The sequence below is a fragment of the Sporofaciens sp. SGI.106 genome, from assembly GCF_050314255.1.
In the GTDB taxonomy this organism is placed as follows: domain Bacteria; phylum Bacillota; class Clostridia; order Lachnospirales; family Lachnospiraceae; genus Claveliimonas.
Window position 1 is genome coordinate 76,173 of the sequence record NZ_JBNPMZ010000009.1, and the last position, 26,502, is coordinate 102,674.

The 26,502-nt window shown below is 44.2% G+C and carries 19 protein-coding genes; 17 read left to right on the plus strand and 2 right to left on the minus strand.

Translation table 11 applies throughout. The features are described from left to right. Nucleotides 1–49: 49 nt before the first annotated feature. The 7 genes from ACQRCC_RS08605 (at nucleotide 50) to ACQRCC_RS08635 (ending at nucleotide 10,979) form a co-directional block, all read left to right on the plus strand. On the plus strand, nucleotides 50–1,375 hold the full coding sequence (locus ACQRCC_RS08605; RefSeq protein ID WP_427850402.1) for an ABC transporter substrate-binding protein: 1,326 nt from the start codon (nucleotides 50–52) through the stop codon (nucleotides 1,373–1,375). Nucleotides 1,376–1,462: 87 nt separating this feature from the next. Continuing rightward, nucleotides 1,463–2,362 (plus strand): carbohydrate ABC transporter permease, encoded by a 900-nt coding sequence (locus tag ACQRCC_RS08610; RefSeq protein ID WP_427850403.1) that lies wholly within the window; start codon nucleotides 1,463–1,465, stop codon nucleotides 2,360–2,362. Nucleotides 2,363–2,378: 16 nt separating this feature from the next. Beyond that, nucleotides 2,379–3,185, plus strand: a complete 807-nt coding sequence (locus ACQRCC_RS08615) for a carbohydrate ABC transporter permease (RefSeq protein WP_427850437.1) — start codon at nucleotides 2,379–2,381, stop codon at nucleotides 3,183–3,185. Between the two features lie 104 nt (nucleotides 3,186–3,289). Continuing rightward, the gene (locus ACQRCC_RS08620) at nucleotides 3,290–6,334 is read left to right on the plus strand and encodes a glycoside hydrolase family 2 TIM barrel-domain containing protein (protein WP_427850404.1); all 3,045 of its coding nucleotides are present in this window, start codon (nucleotides 3,290–3,292) and stop codon (nucleotides 6,332–6,334) included. A 20-nt stretch (nucleotides 6,335–6,354) separates the two neighbouring features. Next, nucleotides 6,355–8,379 carry a beta-galactosidase gene (locus ACQRCC_RS08625; RefSeq protein WP_427850405.1) on the plus strand — a complete coding sequence of 675 codons (2,025 nt, stop codon included), beginning with the start codon at nucleotides 6,355–6,357 and terminating at the stop codon, nucleotides 8,377–8,379. Then, nucleotides 8,361–10,118, plus strand: coding sequence for a glycoside hydrolase family 35 protein (locus tag ACQRCC_RS08630; RefSeq protein WP_427850406.1), 1,758 nt, complete (start codon nucleotides 8,361–8,363; stop codon nucleotides 10,116–10,118). Before ACQRCC_RS08625 ends, ACQRCC_RS08630 begins: the two co-directional genes overlap by 19 nt. 174 nt (nucleotides 10,119–10,292) lie before the next feature. Then, complete coding sequence (locus ACQRCC_RS08635; protein WP_427850407.1) at nucleotides 10,293–10,979, plus strand: DUF554 domain-containing protein; 687 nt, start codon at nucleotides 10,293–10,295, stop codon at nucleotides 10,977–10,979. On the opposite strand, the gene ACQRCC_RS08640 is transcribed toward ACQRCC_RS08635, so the two are convergent. Both ACQRCC_RS08640 and ACQRCC_RS08645 read right to left on the minus strand, forming a co-directional pair. Beyond that, nucleotides 10,980–11,405, minus strand: coding sequence for a hypothetical protein (locus ACQRCC_RS08640; RefSeq protein WP_427850408.1), 426 nt, complete (start codon nucleotides 11,403–11,405; stop codon nucleotides 10,980–10,982). It lies immediately after the preceding gene. Further along, nucleotides 11,386–12,279, minus strand: a complete 894-nt coding sequence (locus ACQRCC_RS08645) for a DUF3990 domain-containing protein (RefSeq protein ID WP_427850409.1) — start codon at nucleotides 12,277–12,279, stop codon at nucleotides 11,386–11,388. Before ACQRCC_RS08645 ends, ACQRCC_RS08640 begins: the two co-directional genes overlap by 20 nt. Nucleotides 12,280–12,630: 351 nt before the next feature. Between ACQRCC_RS08645 and ACQRCC_RS08650 the strand changes: the two genes are divergently transcribed. From ACQRCC_RS08650 to pelF, 10 genes are all read left to right on the plus strand, one after another. Continuing rightward, nucleotides 12,631–15,978 carry an InlB B-repeat-containing protein gene (locus ACQRCC_RS08650; protein ID WP_427850410.1) on the plus strand — a complete coding sequence of 1,116 codons (3,348 nt, stop codon included), beginning with the start codon at nucleotides 12,631–12,633 and terminating at the stop codon, nucleotides 15,976–15,978. Between the two features lie 102 nt (nucleotides 15,979–16,080). Beyond that, the gene (locus ACQRCC_RS08655; RefSeq protein ID WP_427850411.1) at nucleotides 16,081–16,767 is read left to right on the plus strand and encodes a hypothetical protein; all 687 of its coding nucleotides are present in this window, start codon (nucleotides 16,081–16,083) and stop codon (nucleotides 16,765–16,767) included. 5 nt (nucleotides 16,768–16,772) lie between these two features. Further along, the gene (locus tag ACQRCC_RS08660; RefSeq protein WP_427850412.1) at nucleotides 16,773–16,952 is read left to right on the plus strand and encodes a hypothetical protein; all 180 of its coding nucleotides are present in this window, start codon (nucleotides 16,773–16,775) and stop codon (nucleotides 16,950–16,952) included. A gap of 25 nt (nucleotides 16,953–16,977) precedes the next feature. Next, nucleotides 16,978–17,244 (plus strand): PqqD family protein, encoded by a 267-nt coding sequence (locus ACQRCC_RS08665; protein WP_427850413.1) that lies wholly within the window; start codon nucleotides 16,978–16,980, stop codon nucleotides 17,242–17,244. 5 nt (nucleotides 17,245–17,249) lie between these two features. Then, nucleotides 17,250–17,684, plus strand: coding sequence for a S24/S26 family peptidase (locus ACQRCC_RS08670; protein ID WP_427850414.1), 435 nt, complete (start codon nucleotides 17,250–17,252; stop codon nucleotides 17,682–17,684). A gap of 22 nt (nucleotides 17,685–17,706) precedes the next feature. Then, on the plus strand, nucleotides 17,707–20,028 hold the full coding sequence (locus ACQRCC_RS08675) for a hypothetical protein (protein ID WP_427850415.1): 2,322 nt from the start codon (nucleotides 17,707–17,709) through the stop codon (nucleotides 20,026–20,028). 38 nt (nucleotides 20,029–20,066) lie between these two features. Beyond that, on the plus strand, nucleotides 20,067–22,241 hold the full coding sequence (locus tag ACQRCC_RS08680) for an NAD-dependent epimerase/dehydratase family protein (protein WP_427850438.1): 2,175 nt from the start codon (nucleotides 20,067–20,069) through the stop codon (nucleotides 22,239–22,241). Next, nucleotides 22,238–23,164 carry a hypothetical protein gene (locus ACQRCC_RS08685; RefSeq protein WP_427850416.1) on the plus strand — a complete coding sequence of 309 codons (927 nt, stop codon included), beginning with the start codon at nucleotides 22,238–22,240 and terminating at the stop codon, nucleotides 23,162–23,164. Before ACQRCC_RS08680 ends, ACQRCC_RS08685 begins: the two co-directional genes overlap by 4 nt. 31 nt (nucleotides 23,165–23,195) lie before the next feature. After that, nucleotides 23,196–25,028, plus strand: coding sequence for a DUF2194 domain-containing protein (locus ACQRCC_RS08690; RefSeq protein WP_427850417.1), 1,833 nt, complete (start codon nucleotides 23,196–23,198; stop codon nucleotides 25,026–25,028). 19 nt (nucleotides 25,029–25,047) lie between these two features. Further along, a complete protein-coding gene (pelF, locus tag ACQRCC_RS08695) occupies nucleotides 25,048–26,496 on the plus strand; it encodes a GT4 family glycosyltransferase PelF (RefSeq protein ID WP_427850418.1) in 1,449 nt (482 codons plus the stop codon). The last annotated feature ends 6 nt before the right edge of the window (nucleotides 26,497–26,502 follow it).

A 26,502-nucleotide genomic window follows, 5' to 3' on the forward strand; every position in this document is an offset into this window, starting at 1 on the left:
GTTGTGCAGATTGCACAACATGCGTTCTAAGAAAAAGGAGGACAATCATATGAAAAAGAAACTTATTTCAATGCTTCTTGCCGGAACTATGGTGCTTTCCCTGGCAGCTTGCGGTAACAATGGCGGCGGAGATTCCGGAAGTGGGGATTCCGAAAGCGCATCCATGGGAACCAGTGATGACGAGAACACCCTGACAGTTGCAGCATGGGACCCGGGATTCAACATTCCGGCACTTCAGGCAGCAGCAGAGGACTACAAGGCAAACGTGAACGAGAATTTCGTTCTTGAGATCAAAGAACAGTCCGGTTCTTCCGACATTGAGACAGCTATTACAACAGCTGCTTCCGCAGGAAATTACGAGACACTGCCGGATATCGTTCTGTTCCAGGATCACTGGTTTGCAAACTACTACACCAACTATCCGGATGCATGGCAGGATATCAACGATGCAGATGTAAAATGGGATGATTTCTCACAGGAGAAACTTGGATATTCTACAATTGATGGTACTCACTATGGTATGCCTGTAGATAACGGTGCGGTTATTACAGCTTATCGTGTAGACCTTCTGGAAGAGTGTGGATATACAATTGATGACTTGACAGGAATTACATGGGATGAGTTTATTGAGATCGGTAAAGTTGTAAAAGAAAAAACAGGCAAGTATCTGATGTGTATGGACGGAGACGGAAATGACCTTGTTTATCTGATGATGCAGGCTGAGGGTGAATCCCAGTTCAAGGATGGAAAGCCATACATCGTTGGAAACGAAACTCTGAAAAAGGTTGTTGAGACAATCGTTAAGATGGCTCAGGAGGGAGTTCTTCTTCTTTCCAACAGCTGGTCAGATTATACAGACCAGGCAATCCAGGGCGACCAGGTTGCAGGTGTTATGAATGGTAACTGGATCATTCCTACAATGGAAAAAGTTGAAGCTAACAGCGGAAAATGGGAGATCACAACAATGCCTACACTGACAGGTGAAGAAGGATATGCTTCCAACGGAGGTTCTTCTCTGTATATCACAGCTAACTGCAAGAAGACAGACCTGGCTAAGGATTTCCTTGCATACACATTTGGCGGAAGCACAGCTACATATGACAAGGCACTTACAGACGGTGGTGTTATTTCCTGTTACGCTCCGGCTGGAGAGTCTGAAGTATACAATCAGGGTGTTGCATTCTTTAACGACCAACCAATCTATTCCACAATCGTAGAGATGGGAACTCATGTACAGCCGGTTGAGCAGAGTGATTATCACTATACATGCCGTACACAGATCGCTGCAGCAATTATCAACATCATTAACGGTGGAAACATCGATGATGAACTTCAGCTTGCAGAGGATCAGCTGAACCACGAGATGGGTAACTAATATCAGGATAATTGAGAAACAGGTTTAGATAAACGGGGAAAACGGTTTTCCGTTTTCCCCCTTTTATTTCTGAGAGGGGGACTCTAAGTGGAAAAGAAAAAAGGTTTGACCTTACTTCAGAAGCAGTCCAGAGCAGGATGGATTTTCCTGACTCCGGCAACTGTGTTGATCGCAGTTATGAGCTTCTGGCCGATGATCAGTGCGTTTATTATGTCATTGAAGACAGGTTCTAGTGCAAACATGCAGTGGAATCAGCCGATATTTAACAACTATGTGAGAATGTTTTCAGATAAGCTGTTCCTGCGTTCTGTAGGTAACACCTTCCTTTATCTGATCATTCAGGTTCCGATTATGCTTGTGCTTGCTATTTTATTAGCACAGCTTTTGAACAACAGAGATCTGAAACTGAAAGGTTTCTTCCGTACATGTGTATTCTTACCATGTGCAACCGCATTGGTTTCTTACTCTTTGATTTTTAAATCTTTATTTGCAACAGAAGGTCTGATTAACACGATTCTTGTTAATCTGGGCATTTTTTCAGAGAATTATAACTTCCTGGGAAATCCGGCCAGTGCAAAGGCAGTTATTATCATTGCGCTGATCTGGAGATGGACAGGATACAACATGGTATTCTATCTTGCAGGTCTGCAGAACATAGAATACTCTGTATATGAGGCGGCTAAGATTGATGGTGCGAATGGCTGGAAGACATTCTGGGGAATTACCGTACCGCTTTTGAAACCAACGATCATTATGACGTTTATCATGTCAATCAACGGTACATTACAGCTCTTCGATGAGTCTGTGAACCTGACCAATGGTGGTCCTGCAAACTCCACCATTACAATGTCACACTATATCTACAATAATACATTCGGTACAGGTGTTGCCAACTTCGGTTATGCAACGGCGATGGCATTCTTTGTATTCGTTATGGTAGGTATTCTGGCTTTAATTAACATGAAAGTAGGTGATACACGTGACTGAGAAAAAGAACAGAAGTATGATTCAGCGTCGATTGATCCCGACATACATTTTCCTGACGATTGTATCATTTCTTTCCGTATTCCCGTTTTACTGGATGATTTCTGCTGCAACGAATACGTCTTATGATGTATCTCAGGGACGTCTTCTTCCGGGTAGTTATCTGGCAACGAACTTTGCCAATCTGACCGCAGGACGTGATCTGTGGGGAACTATGGGAAATTCATTTATTTATGCATTTGTACAGACAATACTGGCATTGCTGGTGTGCTCTCTGGCAGGATTTGGTTTTGAGCTTTATCATGACAAGAAGAAGGATATGGTATTTACCATTCTGCTTCTTGCAATGATGATTCCTGGAGTTGCTACCATGATTCCTTTGTTTAAGATGGTAGCTGCAGCAGGATTCCTGAACTCTGTATGGGGCTTTATTTTGCCGGCAATCTCTACTCCGTTCCTGATCATGATGTTCCGTAATAATTCACGAAACTTCCCGATCGATGTAATGGAAGCAGCCAGAATTGACGGCTTGAGGGAGATTCAGATTTTCTTCCGTATGTATATGCCTATGATGAAATCTACCTATGCAGCTGCAGCAGTAGTAACCTTCATGAACGCATGGAACTCCTACCTGTGGCCGAAGGTAATCATGACAGAAACCAGTGCACAGACTATGCCAATGTTGATTGCCAATCTGGCATCCGGATACACAACTGACTACGGTGTATTGATGTTAGGTGTATTGTTCTGTTCTGTTCCTACAATGGTAATCTTCTTCATCCTGCAGAAACAGTTTGCAGAAGGTCTTACAGGTGCTGTAAAATAAATTTGAATCTTATATGACTATGAATGAAACAGGCGGATATTTTATAGTGAAATATCCGCCTTTTCTACAAAAACAGTATATCCAAATACAGGAGGAAATGTATAATGAGAAGATTTGATTACGAGAAAGTAAAAGACCCGACATATTTTAGAGATGGACGCCTGGACGCCCATTCAGATCATGATTATTATGCATCGATAAATGAAGCAGGAGAAGGCAGCTCATCCTTCAGATACAGTCTGAACGGATTGTGGAAATTCCACTATGCAAAAAATTACCGGTCGGCAATTCAGGGATTTGAAGAAGAGCAGTATTGCTGTAAAAGCTGGGATGATATCTATGTTCCGGCACATATCCAGATGGAAGGGTATGATGCACCGCAGTATGCCAATGTGCAGTATCCATGGGAGGGACATGAAGATATTCATCCCGGGGAGATTCCAGAAAAATTTAATCCGGTGGCGAGCTATGTAAAGTATTTTTATGTACCGGAGCATATGAAGGGCAAGAGACTTTTCATCTCCTTTGAAGGCGCGGAGAGCGGTCTGGCTTTATGGCTGAACGGGCAGTTCGTGGGATACAGTGAAGATTCCTTTACCCCGTCAGAGTTTGAACTGACAGACTATCTCAAAGATGGTGAGAATAAGTTGGCAGCCCAGGTGTTCAAATGGACATCCAGCAGCTGGTGTGAGGATCAGGATTTCTTCCGTTTCTCCGGTATATATCGTGATGTATACCTCTTTACCGTTCCGGATGTGCATATTAGAGATCTCCGTATCCGTGCAATTCCGGATGAGACATTGAAAAAGGCCGAATTGTCTGTTTCCGTGAAATCCTGGGGAAGTGGAAAAGCAGTCGTTACGCTTGCGAAAAACGGTACACAGATTCTGAAAGAGGAGAAGGCGCTTGAGGCTGATGCAGAATATACATGGTCGGTTGAGGAACCGGCATTATGGAGTGCAGAGGAGCCGGAGCTTTACGATCTGACAATAGAGGTGTTTGATGAAAATGGAAACTTGCAGGAAGTGATTCCGGAAAAGGTTGGATTCCGCCGTTTTGAAATGAAAGACAGCATCATGACGCTGAACGGAAAGAGAATTGTGTTCAAGGGAGCAAACCGCCATGAATTCAGTTCTGTCAGCGGACGCCATGTATCCGAAGCGGAGCTTCGCAAGGATCTGGTAACCATGAAGCGCAACAACATCAATGCGATTCGTACCTGTCATTATCCGGATGCGTCACTCATCTACCGTCTCTGTGATGAATTCGGTCTGTACATGATTGATGAGACAAATCTGGAATCCCACGGTTCCTGGGATGTGGCAGAATTTACAAAGGACTTTACTTATACGGTGCCGCATGATAAACCGGAATGGCTGGATATGATGCTGGACCGTGCAAATTCCATGTATCAGAGGGACAAGAACCACCCGGCTATCCTCATCTGGTCCTGCGGAAATGAATCCTTCGGTGGAAAAGACATTTATGAAATGTTCCAGCTCTTCCGCAGAGAGGATCCGACCCGTCTGGTGCATTACGAGGGATTGTTCCATGACCGGAGCTATAATGATACCAGCGATATGGAAAGCCAGATGTATCCATCTGTAGAATCCATCAAAGAATTTCTGGCAAATGACAGAAGCAAACCGTTTATCTGCTGTGAATATACACATGCCATGGGAAATTCCTGCGGAGCCATGCACAAGTATACCGATCTGACCGATACGGAGCCTCTGTATCAGGGTGGATTTATCTGGGATTACATTGACCAGTCTATTTACAAGAAAGACAGATATGGAAAAGAATTCCTGGCTTACGGCGGAGACTTTGGGGAACGTCCGACAGATTATAATTTCAGTGGAAATGGAATCGTTTACGGTGGAAACAGAGATGAATCTCCGAAGATGCAGGAAGTGAAGTTCAATTATCAGAATATCACAGCAGAAGTGAGTGATACTCAGGTTCGCGTTATCAATAAGAATCTTTTTGTGAATACAGACCAGTATGAGTGCCGCGTGACTGTGGCAAGAGACGGTAAGGTGATCCGCACCGCATCTATGGATACGGCAGTGGAGCCATTGAGCGAGCATACCTATGATCTGCCTGTTCCGGCAGAGACAAAAGCAGGGGAATATGCAGTGACCGTATCCTTCCACTTGAAAAATGATACCGTATGGGCAGAGCGCGGCCATGAGGTGGCATTCGGACAGCACGTATACGAGGTGAAAAAGGAAAAGGCAGTCTGCAAAAAGCCGGTAGAAATCATCCGCAGCACCCACAATATCGGTGTTCGGGGAGAAAGTTTTGAAGTCATGTTCTCAGTGCTGAACGGTGGTCTCACATCTTACCGTTATGCCGGAAGAGAGATGATCGAGATGATTCCGAAGCCGAACTTCTGGCGTGCTCCGATAGACAATGATTACGGATGCCAGATGCCGATGCGCTATGCGCAGTGGAAGAGTGCAAGTATGTATCTGAGCTTCAAAGAGTTCCGTGGAGAAAAATGGGGAGAACCTATTTTGCCGGAAGTAGAGGAAAAAGAAAATACAGTGGCAGTTACATTTACTTATCTGATGCCTACCGTACCGGTGAGCGAGTGCAGACTGACCTATGAGGTAGACGGAGACGGAAAAGTAAAGACGACCCTGTCTTATGATCCGGTGAAAGAACTGGGAGATATGCCGGAATTCGGTGTGATGTTCAAATTCAATGCAGATTACGACCATGTGACATGGTATGGTCTGGGACCGGCAGAGACCTATGCGGACAGAAAGCATGGAGCAAAGCTTGGAATCTATCAGAATCTGGTGAAAGATAACATGGCCGAATATCTGGTTCCACAGGAATGTGGCAGCAAGGAAGAAGTGCGCTATGCATCCGTAACCGACCGAAAAGGCAGAGGTATGCTGTTTGAGATGGAAGAGTGCAGCGGGCCGATGGTATTTTCTGCACTGCCATATACACCTCATGAAATTGAAAATGCAATGCATGTTTTTGAACTGCCGGAAGTGCACTATACCGTTGTCAGAGTATCCAAGGCGCAGATGGGTATCGGCGGTGATGACAGCTGGCATGCAAAGACCCATGAGGAATACCTGCTTAAGGCAGATGAGAAGATGGAATTTACATTTTCATTTAGAGGAATTTAGGAGAGGACGGGTATATAGAAGTGAGCAGACAAGTGGAATTTGGACGATTTTTACATGGCGGAGATTACAACCCGGAGCAGTGGCTGCACCGTCCTGATATTTTAGAACAGGACATTGCATATTTTAAGAAGGCACATATTAATACGGTATCCCTGGGAATGTTTTCCTGGGCGATGCTGGAGCCGGAAGAAGGTAAATACGATTTTGGCTGGCTGGAAGATGTCATTAATAATCTGTATGCCAATGAAATATCGGTCATACTGGCAACACCTTCCGGAGCCCGTCCCAAGTGGCTGGCTGAGAAGTATCCGGAGGTGCTCAGGGTCAATGCGAACCGGGAGAGAGCCCTCTTCGGGGGAAGACACAATCACTGCTATACGTCATCGGCATACCGGGAAAAGACAAGACAGATCAACCGGGAGCTGGCAAAGAGATTTGGCAATCATCCGGCGGTGATTCTGTGGCACATTTCCAATGAGTACGGGGAAGAGTGCCACTGTCCGCTCTGTCAGGACAGATTCCGGGAGTGGCTGAAGGAAAAATACGGAACTATCGAGGAGCTGAATGCCCGCTGGTGCACCACTTTCTGGAGCCATCGTTATACAAGCTTCGATCAGGTGGAAGGACCGTCTCCGAGGGGAGAGAATGCGCTACATGCCCTGAATGTGGACTGGAAGCGGTTCGTGACACATCAGACGGTAGATTTCCTGAAAGCAGAGGTGGCTGCTATCCGTGAGGGAGGTTCGGACAAACCGGTTACCACCAATCTGATGTATGATTATGCGATACTGGATTACAAGAAATTCCGGGATGTGCTGGATATTGTATCCTGGGATAATTATCCCACATGGCATAAGCAGGAAGAGTGGAAAACGGCGTTGGACTGTGGTCTGCAGCATGACCTGATGCGCAGTATCCGGAAAGAGCCTTTCCTTTTGATGGAATCCTGCCCGGGTGCGACCAACTGGCAGCCGGTGAGCAAGCTGAAAAGACCGGGGATGCTGATGGCGGCATCCATGCAGGCAGTCGCACATGGTTCAGACAGCGTGCTGTACTTCCAGCTTCGGCAGAGCCAGGGAGCTTCCGAGAAATTTCATGGTGCGGTCATCGATCATTACGGCGGAGACGATACCAGGGTATTCCGGGAGGTAACCGAGGTTGGAGAAGCACTGGAGCAGATTCAGGAAGTGGTTGGAAGCACCACATTTTCACCGGCAGCAGTATTGTATGACCGTGAAAATGACTGGGCAATGAAGGATTCCCAGGGACCTCGTAATAAGGGACTCCATTATATGGAATGCATTCAAAAGCATTATGGGGCACTGCGGGGACAGGGACTGAATGTGGACATTATTTCCATGGAGCATGACCTGAAGGATTACAAAGTAGTTGCAGTTCCGATGGCGTATATGTTCCGGGAAGGATATGCAGAGCAGTTAAAGGCATTTGCAGAGGCAGGCGGAACTCTGGTGCTTACCTACTGGTCCGGAATTGTGGATGATACAGACAGATGCTACCTGGGTGGAACACCTCATGGACTGATGGAGGCAGCAGGACTTCGAAGCACCGAGATCGATGCCCTGTATGACGGAGAAGAGAATCATGCAGTACCTGTGGCAGACAATCATCTTTCCATGAACGGAGAATACAGCTGTCAGTATCTGTGTGATCTGGTCAAAGTGACGGATGCAGAGGTGCTGATGGAGTATCGTGATGATTTTTATGCAGGTATGCCTGCACTGACTCACCGTGCCTGTGGAGAAGGCCATATTTACTATGTCTGTGCAGATATGGAAGAAGCTTTCTATCAGGAATTCTATCCGAAGGTAATCGCTGAGGCTGGTCTTAGCCCGGCACTTCCGAAGATTCCTCAGGGAGTATCCGTAAACAGCAGAGAAAATGCGGATGCGGAATATCTTTTTGTGCAGAATTTTGCAAGAGAAACGGTGAAAATACACAGACCGGAGGATTATACGGTTCTGTATGGAGCAAATGTAGATGAATTCAAACCATTGGAGGGCAGAATATGGAAGCGAAAGAAATAATTAAGATTACGGATGATTTCTATATAAATGGAGAAAAATTTCAGATCATTTCCGGAACAATCCATTATTTCCGGGTCGTGCCGGAATACTGGAGGGACCGTCTGGAAAAGCTGAAAGCTATGGGATGCAATACGGTGGAAACCTATATTGCATGGAACATGCATGAACCCAGAGAAGGGGAATTCTGTTTTGAAGGTGAAGTGGATTTTCGGAAGTTCATGGAGATTGCGCAGGAGCTGGGGTTATATGTGATATTAAGACCGTCACCATTTATCTGTGCGGAATGGGAGTTCGGCGGTTTTCCTGCATGGCTTCTGACTAAGCCTGGAATCCGTCTTCGCTGTAACAATCCGGTCTATCTGGACTATGTAGCACGTTATTATGACAAACTGATCCCGCTCATCGTGCCATACCAGATCACAAACGGTGGTCCGGTAATCCTGGTTCAGGTGGAAAATGAATATGGCTCTTATGGAAATGATAAAGAGTATCTGAAGGCTCTGAAAAAGATGCTGGTGGACAGAGGAATCAACGTACCTCTGGTAACTTCCGACGGACCGGAGAAGCAGCTGGTCGGTGATGGAAATCTGGAGGAAGAGGGCGTATGGCCGACAGCAAACTTTGGATCAAGAGGAGCAGAGAAGTTTGCAGAATTGAAGGGAAATATCGGAGACTGGCCACTCATGTGCATGGAATTCTGGGTAGGCTGGTTCGACCACTGGGGAGACGAGGAACACCATGTGGTTGGTATTGAAGAACACGCAAAAGATCTGGAAGATATGCTGGAAAGAGGACATGTGAACATTTACATGTTCCACGGCGGAACCAATTTTGGATTTATGAGCGGTTCCAACTATGAGGGCAGGCTTCTTCCGGATGTAACTTCCTATGATTATGGTGCTTTGATTACGGAAGATGGCCAGATTACAGAGAAGTACCGGGCATTCCAGAAGATTATTCGGAAATTCCGGGAAATTCCGGAGGTAAAATTTACCACCCCTATTATTCGTAAGGACTACGGAGTGTGCAAAGTTCAGGAGAAAGTGGGATTATTCGAGGTTCTGGATCTTCTGGACACTCCGGTAACGAATCCGGTACCGATGTCCATGGAAGAACTGGGACAGAATTACGGATATACTCTTTACAGAACCAGTCTGAACAGAGGGAAAAAAGTGGAAAGCTGCCGGTTAAAAGGCTGTGCGGACCGTGCAATCCTTTTTGCAGAAGGAAGGCAGCTGGATATCCTCGATGAGTATGAGATGGATAAAAATGTAGAATTCGAGCTTCAGGAAGAAAGGGCAGAATTTACCATTCTGACTGAAAATCTGGGTCGCGTAAACTTTGGACCGGAGCTGGAGTACCAGAAAAAAGGAATCCGGGGCGGCGTTCTTGTTAATGGAACCTATCAGATGGGCTGGGAGATGTATCGTCTTCCGATGGATAATCTGGAGAAACTGGATTACTCAAGAGGCTATCAGGAAGGACTCCCTGCATTCTACCGTTTTACCTTTGATGTGGAGGAAACCGGAGATACCTTCCTGGATGTGACAGGCTTTGGAAAAGGCTTTGCAGTCTTAAATGGAAAGAACATCGGACGTTTCTGGGAAATCGGTCCACAGAAGCGACTGTATATCCCGGCACCGTTTTTGAAAAAGGGTGAGAATGAGCTGATACTTTTCGAGTCAGATGGAAAGGCGGCAGAGGAAATCCGACTGACGGATACACCGGATCTGGGATAAAAAGAGAATAAAAGTAACAAAGAAGTAAAGAAAAGGTACAGAACAGACACTGTTTGTTCTGTACCTTTTTTGATCTGAGTGATATACTAGAGGACAAGGTCAGAAAAACTGACGTAGATGCCATCACAGATACACCGCATGGCATTTTCAGATTTGCAGGGAGATGAAAGAAAGATGTTAGGAACAATCGTAAATACAGGAACTATTATAATAGGAAGTATTACCGGAAGTGTATTAAAAAAAGGAATCGGAGAAAAATATGAAAATGCCATGTTTCAGGCATGTGGACTTGCAGCATTCGGAATCGGGATTAATGCGGTGGTATCCAATATGCCTAAAAGCAATTATCCCGTTCTTTTCATAGTGAGCCTTGTGCTTGGAAGCCTGATCGGGGCAAAACTGAATCTGGATGAGCGCTTTCAACATTTGGTAAACAGCCGTTCCAAAGGGAACCTGGCACAGGGACTGACAACGGGAGTTTTGCTGTACTGTATCGGCTCCTTATCCATTGTGGGTCCGGTCATGAGTGCGCTGTACGGAGACAATACCTATTTATTCACCAATGCCTCACTGGATCTGGTAACCAGCACGGTGCTGGCATCCACTTACGGAATCGGAATAGCACTTGCGGCAGGCGTGCTGTTCTGCTGGCAGGGGAGTATCTTTTTGCTTACCAGATATCTGTCGGCAGGCTTCTTTTCAGATGAAATGATAGCAGAATTATGCATTGTCGGTGGATTTCTGATCATGTGTACCGGATGCAGTATCCTGAACATCCGGAAATTCAAAACACTGGACATGCTGCCGGCATTATTCGTGCCGATCATCTTCTTCGTGTGTAAGCAGGTGATAGGGTTTTAATTAGAAAAAACGTTGTTTTTGTTTCTTTATTTCTATCAAATCATCAATGGCAAGCTCCGGATCCATTGTGTGAAACATCATGTAATTCTGCTTCATGGTTTTTACGTTTGCCTTCCGATATATTCTGGCGCTTGACAACTTCTTATAATAATGCCAGTATCGGTACACATACCCAATCCAATACATGACTTCCGTAGAAAATACACGGTCTGTCTGAATCAGACATCCATTGCTTTCAGCGATAAGTTCTTCAAGTAGATACTCTTCGCCGGCCCATTGCATTCGATTGTATGTGGAATCCAGGGATCTGGCAACTTCAGACCCCATGAAAAAAGGCACAAATTTTTCGCTGTCATAGCCCTGCTGCGCAGACAATTCGAAGAGGCGACCCTGTATGTCACATAATTTAAGCTGAAGGGTATCCATTTTGTTTGACCTCCTTTGCCTGATCCATGATCTCATCAAAGAATACCCCTTCCCGTCTGTAATTTTTACAGATATCATTAGCCATGGAGATACCTTTTGAACGATTATCTGCACTGATATCCCGGAGAAATTTTCTCTCTAAGTACGAAATGGGTATTTCTTTTTCAATTTGAACTGCATCGCACCCCTTCTGAGTTACAGCTACATACTGCCTGCCCGGTTGTAATGCGGACAAACTTTTAACAAGTGCAAGGTCTGTAATGTTCCCCTGGAAAAAGTTGTCAAGAACAAAGAACATACTGTCATTTGCAATACTGCCGATGAGAATATCCTTATTTTCGCAGAGTTGCCGGTATTTCTCGTAGATGTCCGTTCCTTTTATTTTATCCATTTTTCCACGATTGTATGCGACGATCATTGCCCATTCCAAATCAGCCGGGATTTCCAACTTTGTCAGATCATCCATCCCGATAGAAACAATATAAAACTTAGACTTTTCAAAGTCGCAAATCAGAGTTAATGGCTGTATGGGTTCTGTTCCCATATAGAAACCTGCCCCAAAATCACATTTCTTACGACTGATTGGGGCAATATTCCCCTCAATGCCTGATTTGGAACCGTGAAAGAGAAGAATTCTATTATCTTTTAATTCCACTGAGTTAGCCTCGCTGCGAATTCGCCGGAGAGTCATTTCATATACCGGGATATCATTTTCCCTGCAGAACTCGTACAGTTTAATCTGGGCAAGTTTATTGGGCGTTGCTTTCGCATTTTCCCATCGATTGATTGTTGCAAAAGTGACTCCCAATTTATCCGCTAACTCCTGCTGGCTAAGTTTTGCATGAAGACGTATTGATTTAATTACATTCTGCATAATATTCCTCTGATATAACATATTGACTGATTAATATTATAAACTTTGTTATATTTGAAGTCAATCGGCATAAAAAATACACTTTTACACTTTTGTTACACTTTTCGTAGTATTATGGAACAAAAGTAGATGTGGTATCAAAAACCTGATAAGGGGGATGATTTCTGCCTCTATTCAGAATCTATTGTCTTATATAAAAAAATATGTTATTATATTATGTTAGAAAGTATTTTATGGATAAGAAGGACGATCTGTTTATCAGATGGAAACTTCATATCAGAACTTATGAATAAATAGAAAACGTAGATAAATGATTCCTAAAACATGACTGGAAGAGAGGAGTGGAAAAGGATGAAAGATAAATTAAAAAGAATGCGAAAACAATTGTCCGGTAACATGCGAGGCATTCTCCTTGGACTCTGTCTTGTTATGGGAGTCGGCGCTACACTTGTATATGCAGCTGAGAACTCGACAGATAATAGAAAGTTGCAGAATGGTAGTTTTGAAGAGGGACAGACCTGGACAAGTACATATTTACAGCTGGATCAAAGTGCTGTTCCGGCCTGGAATACCACAGCATTCCAGGGGAAGATTGAATTATTCAGAGAGAATCGGAATACATATATATCGGGTGTAACATTAAAGCCTACAGACGGATCTTATGCTGCGGAACTGAATGCAGATGAAGAAAGCACCTTATATCAGAATGTCAAGACATCTCCGTCCAGTGTCTATGAATGGGGGCTGGATCATGGTGCCCGAAACGGTACGGATACCATGGCACTGGTGATTGGACCGAAACAGAGCGTTGATCCGTCAAAACCGAGCAAGGCTGGAAGAGATCAGCTCATGCAGATGGTGGACTGGCTGATTGCACAGGGTAAAACATCTGTAAAAACAAGTTCGGGATTAGGTGAGCGGCTTACCGTATACAGTAAGAAATTTGCAGCAAGTGGTACGTTTGAGGATAATGCAGGAAATAATGCTTTCAGCCTGACTCCAAGTACGATTTATACGGAGGAGTGGCATATCTGGATCATGGCAAGTAGCAGAGCGACAAGTGGTATAAATCCATGGAATTCGTATGGATCCAATGCAAAAGATACTGAAGAAGTGACTACTCAATCTAACAGTATGGATAAGTTTAGCAATGTAGAGAGCTTCAGTGATTCAGATGAAACTCCTGGTATGGACGATAGCGTCGATAGTACAAATATAGAGGTGGGGGAGTATTATCACTATATAGTACCGGCAGGTCAGACGGAGACTCTGTTTGGATTCGTGTCTGTTGGATATGTTGATTCTCCAACCACACCTGATAAAGCAAAGACCTATGGTAATTTCCTTGATAATATTAATTTCCAGATTTACCATCCATTGTCAGGAAGTACAACCACTCATGGAAGCGCTGTAGTTGGAGGAAGTGATGGGAAAACTGAGGGCGAAGGTTCAACAGAAGGTCATGAAATTAGAATAGATAAGAACCTGGCCACTTATGTGAAGGATGGAGAACCACTCAAAGTTCAGGCTGTGGTAAAGAAAGCGGATGCGGAAGCAGGATGCGAGTTTGTTGGTGTCTACTATACAGTACAGGACGAAAGCGGTAATCCGAAGACTAAATTCTTACAGCTGGCAGGGAATGAAATCGAAGATACCGGAAGCTTAACAGATGAGCAGAAAAAAGGAAAATGGATTAAGTCAACGAATGAAGCTGGTGATACCGTTTATACTTACTATCTGGAAGGAATCACTTCGGCAACGGATCTGCACTTTGTATTTATCAAGAGCCCGACAGTTACCTATGATCCCAATGGTGGAAAACCATATGTGGTTGAAAGAAAATATAATACTAAAGAGGCAGAGAATGTGTACAGCTTCAAACCTGCTCTGCTTTCAGAAAATATAAACGGAGTGGATGCAATGACTGGCGCGACACCGCAGCAGTCGTTTATCTCCCCGTATGTATCTGATGCGGCAGAAGGCCAGAATGATGGTTGGAAGTTTATGGGATGGTTATTGACTGGTGATACGGTATATAATGTTTCGGATGATAAAAAGGTGAATGCGGATCAATTAGGTAGTTTAGTACTTCCGGCAGTACACACGATAGCATGTGATTATTCTATAGAAGGAGCGACAGGTGAAGCAGCAGAACAGTATTTTAAGATTTATAATGGAAATGTATCGCTGACAGAAACAATTAATAAAATGGGTGATGAGGTCACAGGTGTAACATGGAATGGTGATGATAAAACAATAGCGTATGCAAATGATCATAAAGGTCTTACCATGGTGGCGCAGTGGCGTTGGCTTCAAGCGTTTATCCCTCAGGTAGGCAGCGGCACTACATACACAGATTCTGCTAAGGGTGGCATCGTGGAGATTACCAGTGTAACAGATAAATCTGATACGAATTATAATGATGCATATAATGCAAACGGCGGTAAATCCTACCATGCGACAACCGATGAAACAATAACAGTCACAGCAACGGCAAAAGATGGCTTTACTTTTGAGGGCTGGTATGATGCGAGCGGAAATCTGGTTACTACAAATACGGAATACAGTTATGTGGAAACCAAAGAAAGTGTGAATACATACTATGCAAGATTTTCCGGAAGTGTGACCCAGAAGTATATCCGTCAGGTAAAAAATGGTGGTACCTGGGAAGATACAACAGATGACAACATCGGAACACTTGGTCGCTATGAATATATTGACGCACCCGGTATGCCAATCAGTTCTACTGCAACTGCAGGAACTGGCTACAAATTTGTCGGCTGGTATGATTCAGACGGTAATAAAGTTGCGGACGATATGCTGATTAATGATGGTGCAACCATCAGTTACACTACAACAAAGGATGCCACATACTATGCACGTTTTGAGACGGCATATACGGTTAAGTTTGTGGCACAGACAAAACAGGCCAACGGAAGTTTTAAAACGGATAATGTTGGCGGTAAGGTTTCGGTAGCTTCTGTGAAGGATGTAGATGGTGCTACGGCAAGCTCCAAGGCAACTGCAAATTCCGGTTATAAATTCCTAGGCTGGTATGACAAGAACGGCAATCAATTAAGTACGAAAGCTACATATTCAACTACGACCACATCAGCAACCAACGGCGTTACTTACTATGCGAGATTTGAGATGGATTATAAGCCAACTGTTGATAGTCAGGTTTACCTCTCTTTTATTGCAGAGAGTGAAGGAACACAGATTCCATCGGCATTTGATGGTCGTAATGCAGGAACCGGAATAAATGCGGAAGGCTATGGTCTTGACAGTAAATTTGGCAATACAATTGCCACCGGATTTAAGTACTCCCTGAATACCATGACGAATGTAAGTACAATCCAGATTACTGTAACCGTACCGGATTCTGCTTATGTTAAGGTGGGAGGAACAGGAACATTTTCGGGTAATGGAAATTCAATTTTAACAGACGGTTCTGGAGTTAAGTACAACAAGGGCAGTATCCAGCAGATCAGTGGAGCAACTACGCTTACCTATTACTGGGATGCGTCAGATCTGGAAGCCAATACAACATACGGTTTCATCATTGACAACCTCTATGCACCGGGAGCAACAGCTACAATTACTGTGAATGGAACGGCAGGAACAAAGGTAACCAATGACAATGGTGTGGTCAATACGGCTTCAGGAGAATATAGAGGTAAATCACACTATCCACAATAAGTGTGAAAACGAAAAATAGAAAAGAGACGAAATGAAACCATAAAAAAGGGGGTGTAAATGGTGAGTTTATACCCCCTTTTTGGAAAGAAGGAGAACCGGAAGATGATATATGAGATTGCCGGGCTGAAAGTGGAGATGGAGCCAAAGTATGGGCGTTTGGCGAGACAGAGTGAATCTTACAGATCTTCCGGCGAACCGGTAATGACAGTAAGGCCGGATCCGTTTGATGAAGCACGTGTGGTGATGGACAAACCTTCGGAGGAAGAGCGGGAATACATTTGCTGCAGTGCGGCATTTTGTCGGGAGATTATACGGCATGGTCGTTTCTTTCTCCATGCTTCCGCGGTTGTCTATGAGGGAGAGGCATATTTGTTTTCTGCACCTTCAGGGACGGGAAAATCGACACACACAGCTTTGTGGAGAGAGCGATTTCCCGGGAGTTATATTTTGAATGATGACAAACCGGTAATCTGGCCGGGAGAAGAGCAGATTACCGTATGGGGAACCCCCTTTGCCGGTAAGACCAATTTGCAGGTGAACCGTGGAGTTCCGCTTAAAGCAATCTGCTTTCTGAAGCAGGGCAGTGAGAATCAGATTCAGAAGGTGACAGAAGACCAGGCATTGGCCTTGATACTTAATAACACCTGGCGACCAATGGATAATGAGAGAATGAATCTTTTACTGGACATGATGGAACAGGTAGTGACACAGATAAATATATATGAGATGAGCTGCACCAGAGAGATGGAGGCGGCGGAACTCTCATACCGAGTGATGAAAGGAAAGTGATATTGATGGATAGGAATGGAAGGATATATGAACCGCCAAAGGCGAAGATTTATCGATTTGACGATAATGACCAGATATTGACAGCCAGTGGAGACAAGCCAATTCCAACACCGGATCCAACTGCTGATTATGCGGCAAGAGCATTGAATGCTTTCATGGATGGAACGAATACAACGATAGAATAATAAACCAGAATGAGAAGGAATCGTTATGCGTCTGATAGAAGATCATATTTTAAGAAAGATACATGAAAATGTGGTACTTGTACCCATTTCTGACAGTGAAACAGATTTCAAAGGGATGATTGTGCTGAATCATACCGGTGAATTTCTCTGCAGAATGCTGCAGAAAGAGACAGACAGAGACAGCCTGATTTCCAGTCTTGCTCAGGAATATGAGACAAAACCGGAGATGGTGGAAGCGGATGTAGATGCATTTCTGGTAGAACTGGATTCCTGTCATATGCTGATACGATGAAACAGATGGGAAATATAGAGCAGTGTCTGCAGGAACAAAGTTTTGCTGTTGTGCCAATCAGAGGAACCAGCATGTGGCCGCTTTTGAAAGCGGGCAAGAGTCAGGTTCAGGTTGCAGCATGCGATGGAATGCAATTTAGAAAAGGAGACATTGTTCTCTACAGAAGAAAAGATGGCACACTGGTTCTGCACAGGATCATAAAAGCTGAAGAGGGCAGATTTCTGGTGTGCGGAGATCACCAGTGGAAGCTGGAGGAAGAGATACAGGAAGAGCAGATCCTTGCTGTGGCGCAGGGATTTTTTAGAAATGGCCGTTTTATAGATGAAAAAACATGGTGGTATCGGTTATATAAAAAATTCTGGAACGGGAATTTAACGGTACGCAGATGTTGCCTTTCGTTTTTGAGGCTAAGCGGTCTGGAAAAGAGAAGTATGAAATAAATGGGAGAGGAGGAAGTCCCCGATGTCTATGGAGACATTAAATGTAATTCAGTTTGTACAGTTATTTATCGCATATATCGGATTTGCAGTAGGACTTCCTGCTCTTGTTTTTTACCGCAAAGTAAAGAGATTTCCTGCAGCAGTACGTTTCCTGATCTATTATACAATCGGAAATTTCTATGTGACTAATCTGGTGCAGGTTTTGGAACTGCTTCACATCTCTTATCGAATCACACTTTTCCTGTTTACCTTTGTTCCTGCATTTTTATTGTCTGTGAAAATTTATCATATCCCTGTTATTTCCTACGTAAAGAAAGTGTTGGGAGAGTGCAGACATTATATTCTTCGGGAGCTGGGATTCAAGAGTTTTGTGAGACACAGATGGCAGGAAATCAAAGTGTTTCTTCGTGTGGTCGCCAGAAATATTTGGCGTCTGGTGAAAGAAAACTTCCTGGATATACCATTCCTTGTGATTTTTTCACTTCTTGTGTGGAAGGTCTGTGGACCGGGAATTCTGCATAACTGGGGGTTTGGAGCTTCTGATGTACCGGTACATAACTACTGGATCAATGGATTGGTTGAGAATAATATCTATATCGCGGGTATTTATCCCATGGGAATGCACTGTATGCTGTACTATCTGTCCATGATGACGGGAATTCCGGTGTATGTGACGCTGCGCCTGTTCTGGCTAATTCAGTACAGTATGATCGCGGTGATGATTCTTGTGTTCCTGAAGGGACACTGTAAGACAAGATTTCTCCCGTATCTGGGAATTATGATGTTTGTGGGAGCCAAATGTTTTGTCAGGATTTCCTATTCCCGATACGGAGCGACACTTCCGCAGGAGTATGGAATGCTGTATATTCTTCCGTCCATCTTTTTTGTGATGGAATTCTTTAAGACGAGAAAGGAAGAACTGGAACAGGGAATCAATCAGATTCGATGTACTTCATCCTGGCATCTGCTCGGATTTGCCATGAGCTTTTCCATGACCCTGTCTTCCCACTTTTATGATACGATCATTGCGGGAATTATCTGTATTGGCGTTGCAGCAGGTTATGGGTACTGGTTCTGGAGAAAAGAGTATTTTTTTCGAATTATGCTGGCGGGAATTTTAAGTATTTTGATGGCATTTCTTCCGATGGCGGTGGCATTACTGACTGGAAAATCATTGCAGGGCTCCATGTACTGGGCAATGAGTATTATTGGACTAAGAGATTATACGGTTATCATATTTCGGATCATCTGTATTGCTGTTGTGGCAATGACGGTGGGAGGAATCCTGATTGTGGTCAGGGGAATCAGGAGTGGAAAGATATCTTTAGAGAATAAAAAAGTTCCGAAATATAATATTTTGCAGAAACTGCTTCTCCAGATTTGCAGTTTTGTGCCTGTGCCTGTGATAATATTAATCGGATGGAAATACAGAGGGACTATATTAATTGGCTGTAAACAAAATGCATTTTCAGTAGCAAATATGAATTGGGTTCTGTATGGAATCGGTGCGGCATTGTGCATTGGTCTGGTTCTGCGCTATCTGATTGAACCGATGCGCGGTTCCGGAATCTTTGCAATGGTGATCGCAGAAATCATTCTGGGGCTGGTGCTTGTGAGTGGCGCACTCGGCTGGCCGATGCTGATGGAACCATACCGTGCATGTATCTATGTGGCGTATCTGATTCCGGTTATTCTTATTATGACATTGGATGGTGCTGTGAATATTCTTCTTCTGGCAAGACTTCCGAGAGTACAGCAGGCAGTAGGATTCATTTTTTCTGTACTGGTGATCTTCTACAGCACAAAGTATGACTGGATTAGAGGATCGTTTGGAGGCGGCAGTCTTGAAATGAATGAGGCAATCCTCTGTACGACCAATATTATGAAAGACAACGAAGGACAGGATTTCAAGTGGACCATCGTGTCTGCAAATGATGAACTTCGTATGGTAGAAGAATATGGGCGGCATACGGAAACTATTGAGTTTTTGGAAGATATGGAATACTGGAATCCTACAAAGGAGGTGACGATTCCGACAGAGAAGGTTTATTTTTATATTGAAAAGATACCTCTCAACTATGCCAATGGCTACGGAGGAGAGATTCCGGTGGTGTCGGAAGAACAGGCTATGGAACCTTTACCTCAGAATTCCGGCTTGTCGGCCTACAATGGTCCCAGGCGTTCGATTACCATGTCCAGAATGTATTACTGGGCACAGAAGTTTATGGAGCTGTATCCGAATGAGATGAAAGTCTATTATGAGAATGACAGGTTCGTCTGCTATTATATTGAGCAGAACGTGTATCGTTTATATAATTTTGCAATTTATTATGGATATAACTAGATGAATGTAAACAAAAGATGGAGTAAATTATGGATATCATGCTTGTAGGTGGTTTATCACCTATGATGAGAAAACTATCATTAAAACTATATAAAGAGGGACACAGGATCTACGTATTATCGGGAAATCGGAATCCATCCAATCATTATGATTATGCATTTGAAAAGTACGATTTTCCCTACGACAGCGCCTCCATAGAAGAAGTGTTTCAGAGTGTCAATCCGGATGTGACGATCCTGCTCGGTGCATTTGACGGCAATTTATCCGGGGAAGATCCCAAAAGAGAAGCGATTCAGTATGCAGCCGGTTTACAGAATATCCTGCTCTCCTGGTCTGCACTGGAGAAAGGACGGCTGATCTACCTGTCTTCTGCAGAGGTGTACGGCAATTCTCATCAGATTCCGGTGACGGAATCCATCCGGCCGGTTCCCAGGGGAATCCGTCCTCTGATGCTTTTTCAGGGAGAAGAAAGCTGCAGATTCTATCAGGAGCAGCTGAAAAAGGATGTTCTGATCCTGCGTGTGGACAGAATCCATGATGTTCCCAAAGACAGAAGAGAAGCGGCTTTTGGAATCTGTCAGAGGAAGTGTCTGGATGCCTTTCGGAATGGTGCAGTTTCTTATCGGAAAAATCATAAGTACGGGCTTACCTATATGGGGGATGCGGTGGAGAGTATCTATAAGCTGGTTGCCTGTGAGAGCCATAAGTATGGGTTCTATCATATTTCTTCCGGTGAAGCGTACTCTGAACTGCAGATCGCCGAGGCAATCGGAAAATATTTGGGAAAAGAACTGGAGAAAATTGACAATACACTGGAGGAACAGAATTCAGTGATACTGTCAAATGAACGAATCAAAGAGGAATTCGGATTTCAGATCTGGTGTGAGCCGGAAGAGACGATTCAGAAGACCCTTTCTTATATGAAAAAACATAGTGGACGTTTTCTGGATCGTACACATCCGGGACTGGATATCTGGCACAGGATTTATTTTAAGACGATGGAGTTGTTTGGCGCACTGGTGCCATATATTGAGAACCTGATTCTGTTTATTCCATTCTTCATGCTGAATAACCGTGCGACAGGAAGTCAGTTTTTTTCCAAGATTGATTTTTACCTCATCTATGTGCTGTTGTTTGCGGTGGTGCATGGGCAGAGACAGGCGACATTTTCGGCATTGCTTGCTGCGGCAGGTTACCTGTTTCGACAGATGTATAATCAGTCGGGAATTACGGTCGTAACAGATTACAACACCTATGTGTGGATTGCAGAAATCTTCATCCTGGGTCTGGTCGTAGGCTATATGAAAGACCAGCTACAATTCCTCAAAGAAGAGAAAGAGCAGGAAGTGGATTTTCTGTCGGAGCGTGTGACAGATATTGCAGATATCAATGACAGCAACCTGCGTGTAAAGGAAGGACTGATTACGCAGGTTGTAAATTATGACTACAGTTTTGGTACGGTGTATGACCTGGTAGAGCAGCTGGAGGAAGATCATCCGGCAAAAATCCTGTTCCATGCGATTGAGTTGATTCAGAATGTAATGGATTGTCAGGATGTTTCGCTCTATCGTATCAACGAGGAAGAGTATGCCAGATTATTCGGCTATACCTCGATAAAAGCAGCCTCCATGAGGCATACGGTACATCTTCCGGATAAAGCTCCTCTTTACGAGGCATTTTCCAGACGGGAAGTGTATCTGAACCGGGACATGGATCCGGAATACCCAATGATGGCATACTGTATTTTTGAAGAGGAAAAAATGGAAATGATGATTCTGCTCTGGAGTATTCCCTTTGAGCGAATGACGATTGATGAATCCAACCGTCTGATCATAACCAGTAAACTGATTCAGAAGGCAGTGAAGCGGTCAGCGGCTTATCTGGATCTCCTGCGAAACGAACGGTATCAGGATGAGAGTCCTGCCCTGAAGCCGGAGGCATTCGAGGAACTGGTTCATACATATTACGGAGCCGGAGAAAAGAATTTAACAGAGTATATTTTGCTCCGGGTAATTTCAGCAGAAGCAGGTATGGAAAAAGCGGGACTTATTATTTCAGGAATGCTTCGTGATACAGACTATATCGGTTATAGAAATGACGGCAATCTCTATATCCTGCTTACCAGTACGGACAGGACAGGATGTGGCTTTGTCCAGAAGAATCTGGAAAAGAAGGGAATCCGTACGCTGATCAGTGAGGAGATGGGACTATGACGCGCAGTGGAGTGATCTTTCTCATCGTATTAATTCTAAATGCACTGGTTGCAGCAGGGTATCTGATCTGGCATCTGATTTATAAAAAAGAAACAGATAACCGAAAACAGTATGTGATGCATGCAGTTGTAATGCTGATCTGTCCGGTTGTGGGAATCTTCTATTTCCTTTTCGCTTTTTTAAAATATCATTTTATGAATTTGGGAGAAAGAGATCTCTCGGATGTGGAATTCAGTAAGCGGAGACATGCGGCAAGGGTCAAAGCAGATGAGGAGAGAGAACGAAATATCGTGTCAGTGGAAGAATCCATTCTTGTGTCGGTTCAGGAACAGAAGCGTATGAATATGCTGAATGTGCTTCTGGGAGATACCGAAGAATCTCTTTCTGCGATTGCACTTGCTTTGGACAGTGATGACTCTGAGGTTGCTCATTATGCGGCATCATTTTTGCAGAGCAGGATGGATATGTTTCGTGATAATGTGAGCAGGATGCAGAAAGAGATAGATGAGAGTGATATTCAAGATGAAAAATGTCAGGAGCAGATTGTGGATCTGATCCGTTATATGAATCAAATGCTGAAACAGAAAGTATTTACGCAGGTTGAGCAGGAGGATTATGTGGAGCAGATGGACCAGCTTTGTGAAAAGTTGTTTCAAAATGCAGGAGACAGGATGATACCGGCCTGTTATGAATGGATTTTGGAAAGGATCATGGAGCGGAAAAGATATGAGAAGGCAGAGCTCTGGGGAAACCGTTTTTGTGAGCAGTACCCCGATCAGCTGCCATCCTACACACTCAGGTTAAAACTGTATTTTGAGACGAATCAGAAAGAAAAGTTCTTTGAAGTGCTGGATCAGCTGCGGGCATCTTCGGTTGTTGTTGATAATCAGACACTGGAACTGATTCGTATCATCCAAAGATAGAGGATATAGACGAAAGAAGGGAGGAAGAGTTATGCTGTCAAAACGGAATCTGGCTATGATGATGACGATGATCATGGTTGTGCTTGTGCTCTTCCTCTCTTCTGTAGTATTAAAGGAATATTATAATGATTATGATGTGAATCACGCGGCGGAGACAGAGGTCATTGAAAAAAAGGAACAGGAGTCTGTTCCGGCAGAACAGCAGGTTTTATATGTCGGTACAGAAGATAATGGTTATTATCCTGCAATGGAAGAATGGGCGGGATATCGTAAGAAATCCCTTCAAATCTGTGCATCTCTGGACACTGCATATGGAATGATCCAGGCGGAGGAAGAGGTAAAACCCTGGCTGCTCATGGATGGAGAACTTCTGGAAGAGAATACAGAAAATGCTGCGGAGACGTTATCCCAATATGTGGAGCAAGGCGGAGTCGTTGTATTTTATCGTCTGCCATCCTGTCAGGTAATTAAAGACAGCGCAGTTCTGCAGAACCTTCTTGGAATCCAGCATGTGCGTGCCGAATCGGTGAAATTGCATGAAATACGCCTTTACAGCGGGTTCCTTCTGGGAGGAGAGACATGCTATTCGTTTGAGGATGTGAAGGAGCCGGAGCTTGTGGATATGGAGAGAGAGATACCCTGGTATGATATTTCTTCCAGAACCAAATCATATATGGTAGGATTCCTCACAGAAGAACAGAAGAATTCCCTGAGTCTGGAGAATGAGGATATGCCGGCCATCATCTGGAGAAGTAATATGGGAACCGGATCAGTATTTGCAGTCAACGGTGATTATATGAAGGGAGAAGCCGCTCTGGGCATCCTGGATGCCATGGTTTATGAGTCCGAAGACTACGCCCTTTATCCGGTGGTAAATGCGCAGAATCTCTCGGTTGCAGGCTTCCCGGATCTGACAGTGGAGAATGAAAAAAAGATGGCGGAGACTTATGGAATGACGACACAGCAATTTTGCCGGGATGTTCTCTGGCCGTCTCTCGTGGCGGGTGCCCAGAAAGGCGGATGGAAGATTACCTCTTTCGTGTCAGTAAAACAAAGTGATCAATCCGGGAATGAACCGAATCAGGAGGATATGATTGATTATCTGAAATATTTTAATGAGGAGTCAGCGGAAGCAGGAGTTTCACTAGGACGAATAGAGAGCTCAGATATTCGGGCGTCAGTGGAAGACGAACGGAACACATTGAAAAAATGGGATCTGGATTATGAATTTGCAGGCGGATACGTCCGTAAGGAAAATAAGGATAAGCTTACATCCCTAATCGATAAGAATGGACAGATGAAATACTTCAAAGATATCCGCACTGTTGTAGGAGAATATGAAAAGAATGAGCAGATTTTGTCCTGGCTGACGGATCAGATTACCCTTCAGAATGCTACAACCAATGCTTACCGACACAGCTATAAAGACAGTTTGAGGCTGAAAAGCCTGGAGACGGCACTGGGCTACAGTAATATTCAGGTAGATATGTATCAGGTATTATGGCCGGAGAGCAGGAACGATGAGTGGGAAAAGGTGGCAGAGAAGATGGCAGCAAATATTGATACATACTGGAAACCATTCGCTGCATTTGATAAGACGACGATTAGTCAGAGTGACAGCAGAGTCCGGAATTTCCTGAATGGAAGTGTGGAAAGTACCAGAAATGGGAATCGAATTTCTATTCAGACAAAGAAATTTACAGGGGATGCCTATCTTTTGCTGAGGACACATGGGGAAAAGCCAGAGAAGATGACCGGCGGAACCTGGAAACAGGTGGAAGAGGATACCTGGCTTCTTCAGATTACGTCGGAGGAGGCTTCTGTTACACTGGAGTCAGAGATAGACCCATATTATAAAGAATAACCAGAGAAGAGGTACAGCTATGCGAATCTGTATTATAGCAGAAGGATGTTATCCATATGTGGTTGGCGGAGTGTCAGGGTGGGTACACAGTATGATCCGGACATTCCCCAAACAGGAGTTTGTTCTGCTTACGATTATAGCAAATAGAGAACTGAGTGGAAAATTTGCCTATGATCTGCCGGAAAATGTGACAGAAGTTCATGAACTTTATCTGGAAGATGCAGACTGGGGCAGTGTCAATAAGAGACATAAGACCCGATTAAATCAGAAAGATTATTATGCACTTCGAAGTCTGATCCTGAATCATGAAGTAGAGTGGGATGCAATGTTTGATTTCTTTCGAAATAATAATGTATCGATCAATCAGCTTCTGATGGGAGAAGATTTTTACCATGCGGTACTGGACTGCTATAATCTGCAGTACCCGGATATTGTATTTTCGGATTTCCTGTGGACCATGCGCTCGATGTATCTTCCTCTTTTTCTTGCAATGGCCATGGAGGTTCCGCAGGCGGATGTGTATCATGCAGTCTCGACGGGCTATGCGGGAATTCTGGGCAGTATGGGAAAGCATTTTTATAACGGTCAGCTGATTATATCAGAACACGGGATTTATACCAGGGAGAGAGAAGAAGAACTGATCAAGGCGGAGTGGGTGCAGCGTCTCTACAAGAAGATCTGGATCCAGCAGTTTAAAAAAATGTCTCAGGTTGCCTATGATAAGGCGGATCTGGTAACCAGCCTTTATCAGCATGCGCGGGAACTTCAGATAGAACTTGGATGTCCGAAAGAAAAGACGATGATTACCCCCAATGGAATTGATTACCGGAGACTGGAGAATCTGCCGGGCATTCAGCCGGAGAATGAAGGATATGTCCATGTGGGGGCTATCCTCCGTGTGGCGCCGATTAAAGATATTAAGACGATGATTCAGGCATTCGCCTATGCAAAGAGGAGGTTCCCCAAACTGAAATTATGGATCATGGGACCTTATAACGAGGATCCGGAGTATGCGGCAGAGTGTTTTAAGATGGTGGAGACGATGGAGATTCCGGATATCGAATTTACCGGAAGGATTCAGGTTGCAGATTATCTGGGATGGATGGATATGACCATTCTGACCAGCATCAGTGAAGGGCAGCCGCTCACGATTCTCGAAAGCTTTGCGGCTCATGTTCCGGTGATTGCGACGGATGTGGGTAACTGCAGGGGACTGTTGTATGGGGAGGACGATGACTTTGGAAAAGCGGGAATCCTGACCCATATCATGAATATTGAGGAAATTGCGAATGCCATGGTCTATCTGGCGCAGAATCCGGAAGTACGCAGACAGATGGCAAATGTCGGGTATCAGCGCTTAATGCGTAAATATAAAATTGAAGACATGAAAAAAACATATGAAGGAATATATCGAAAAGCAGCACAGAGGCAGAATCTGATTTGGGAAGGTACAGAGATAGAGCCGTAACGGGAA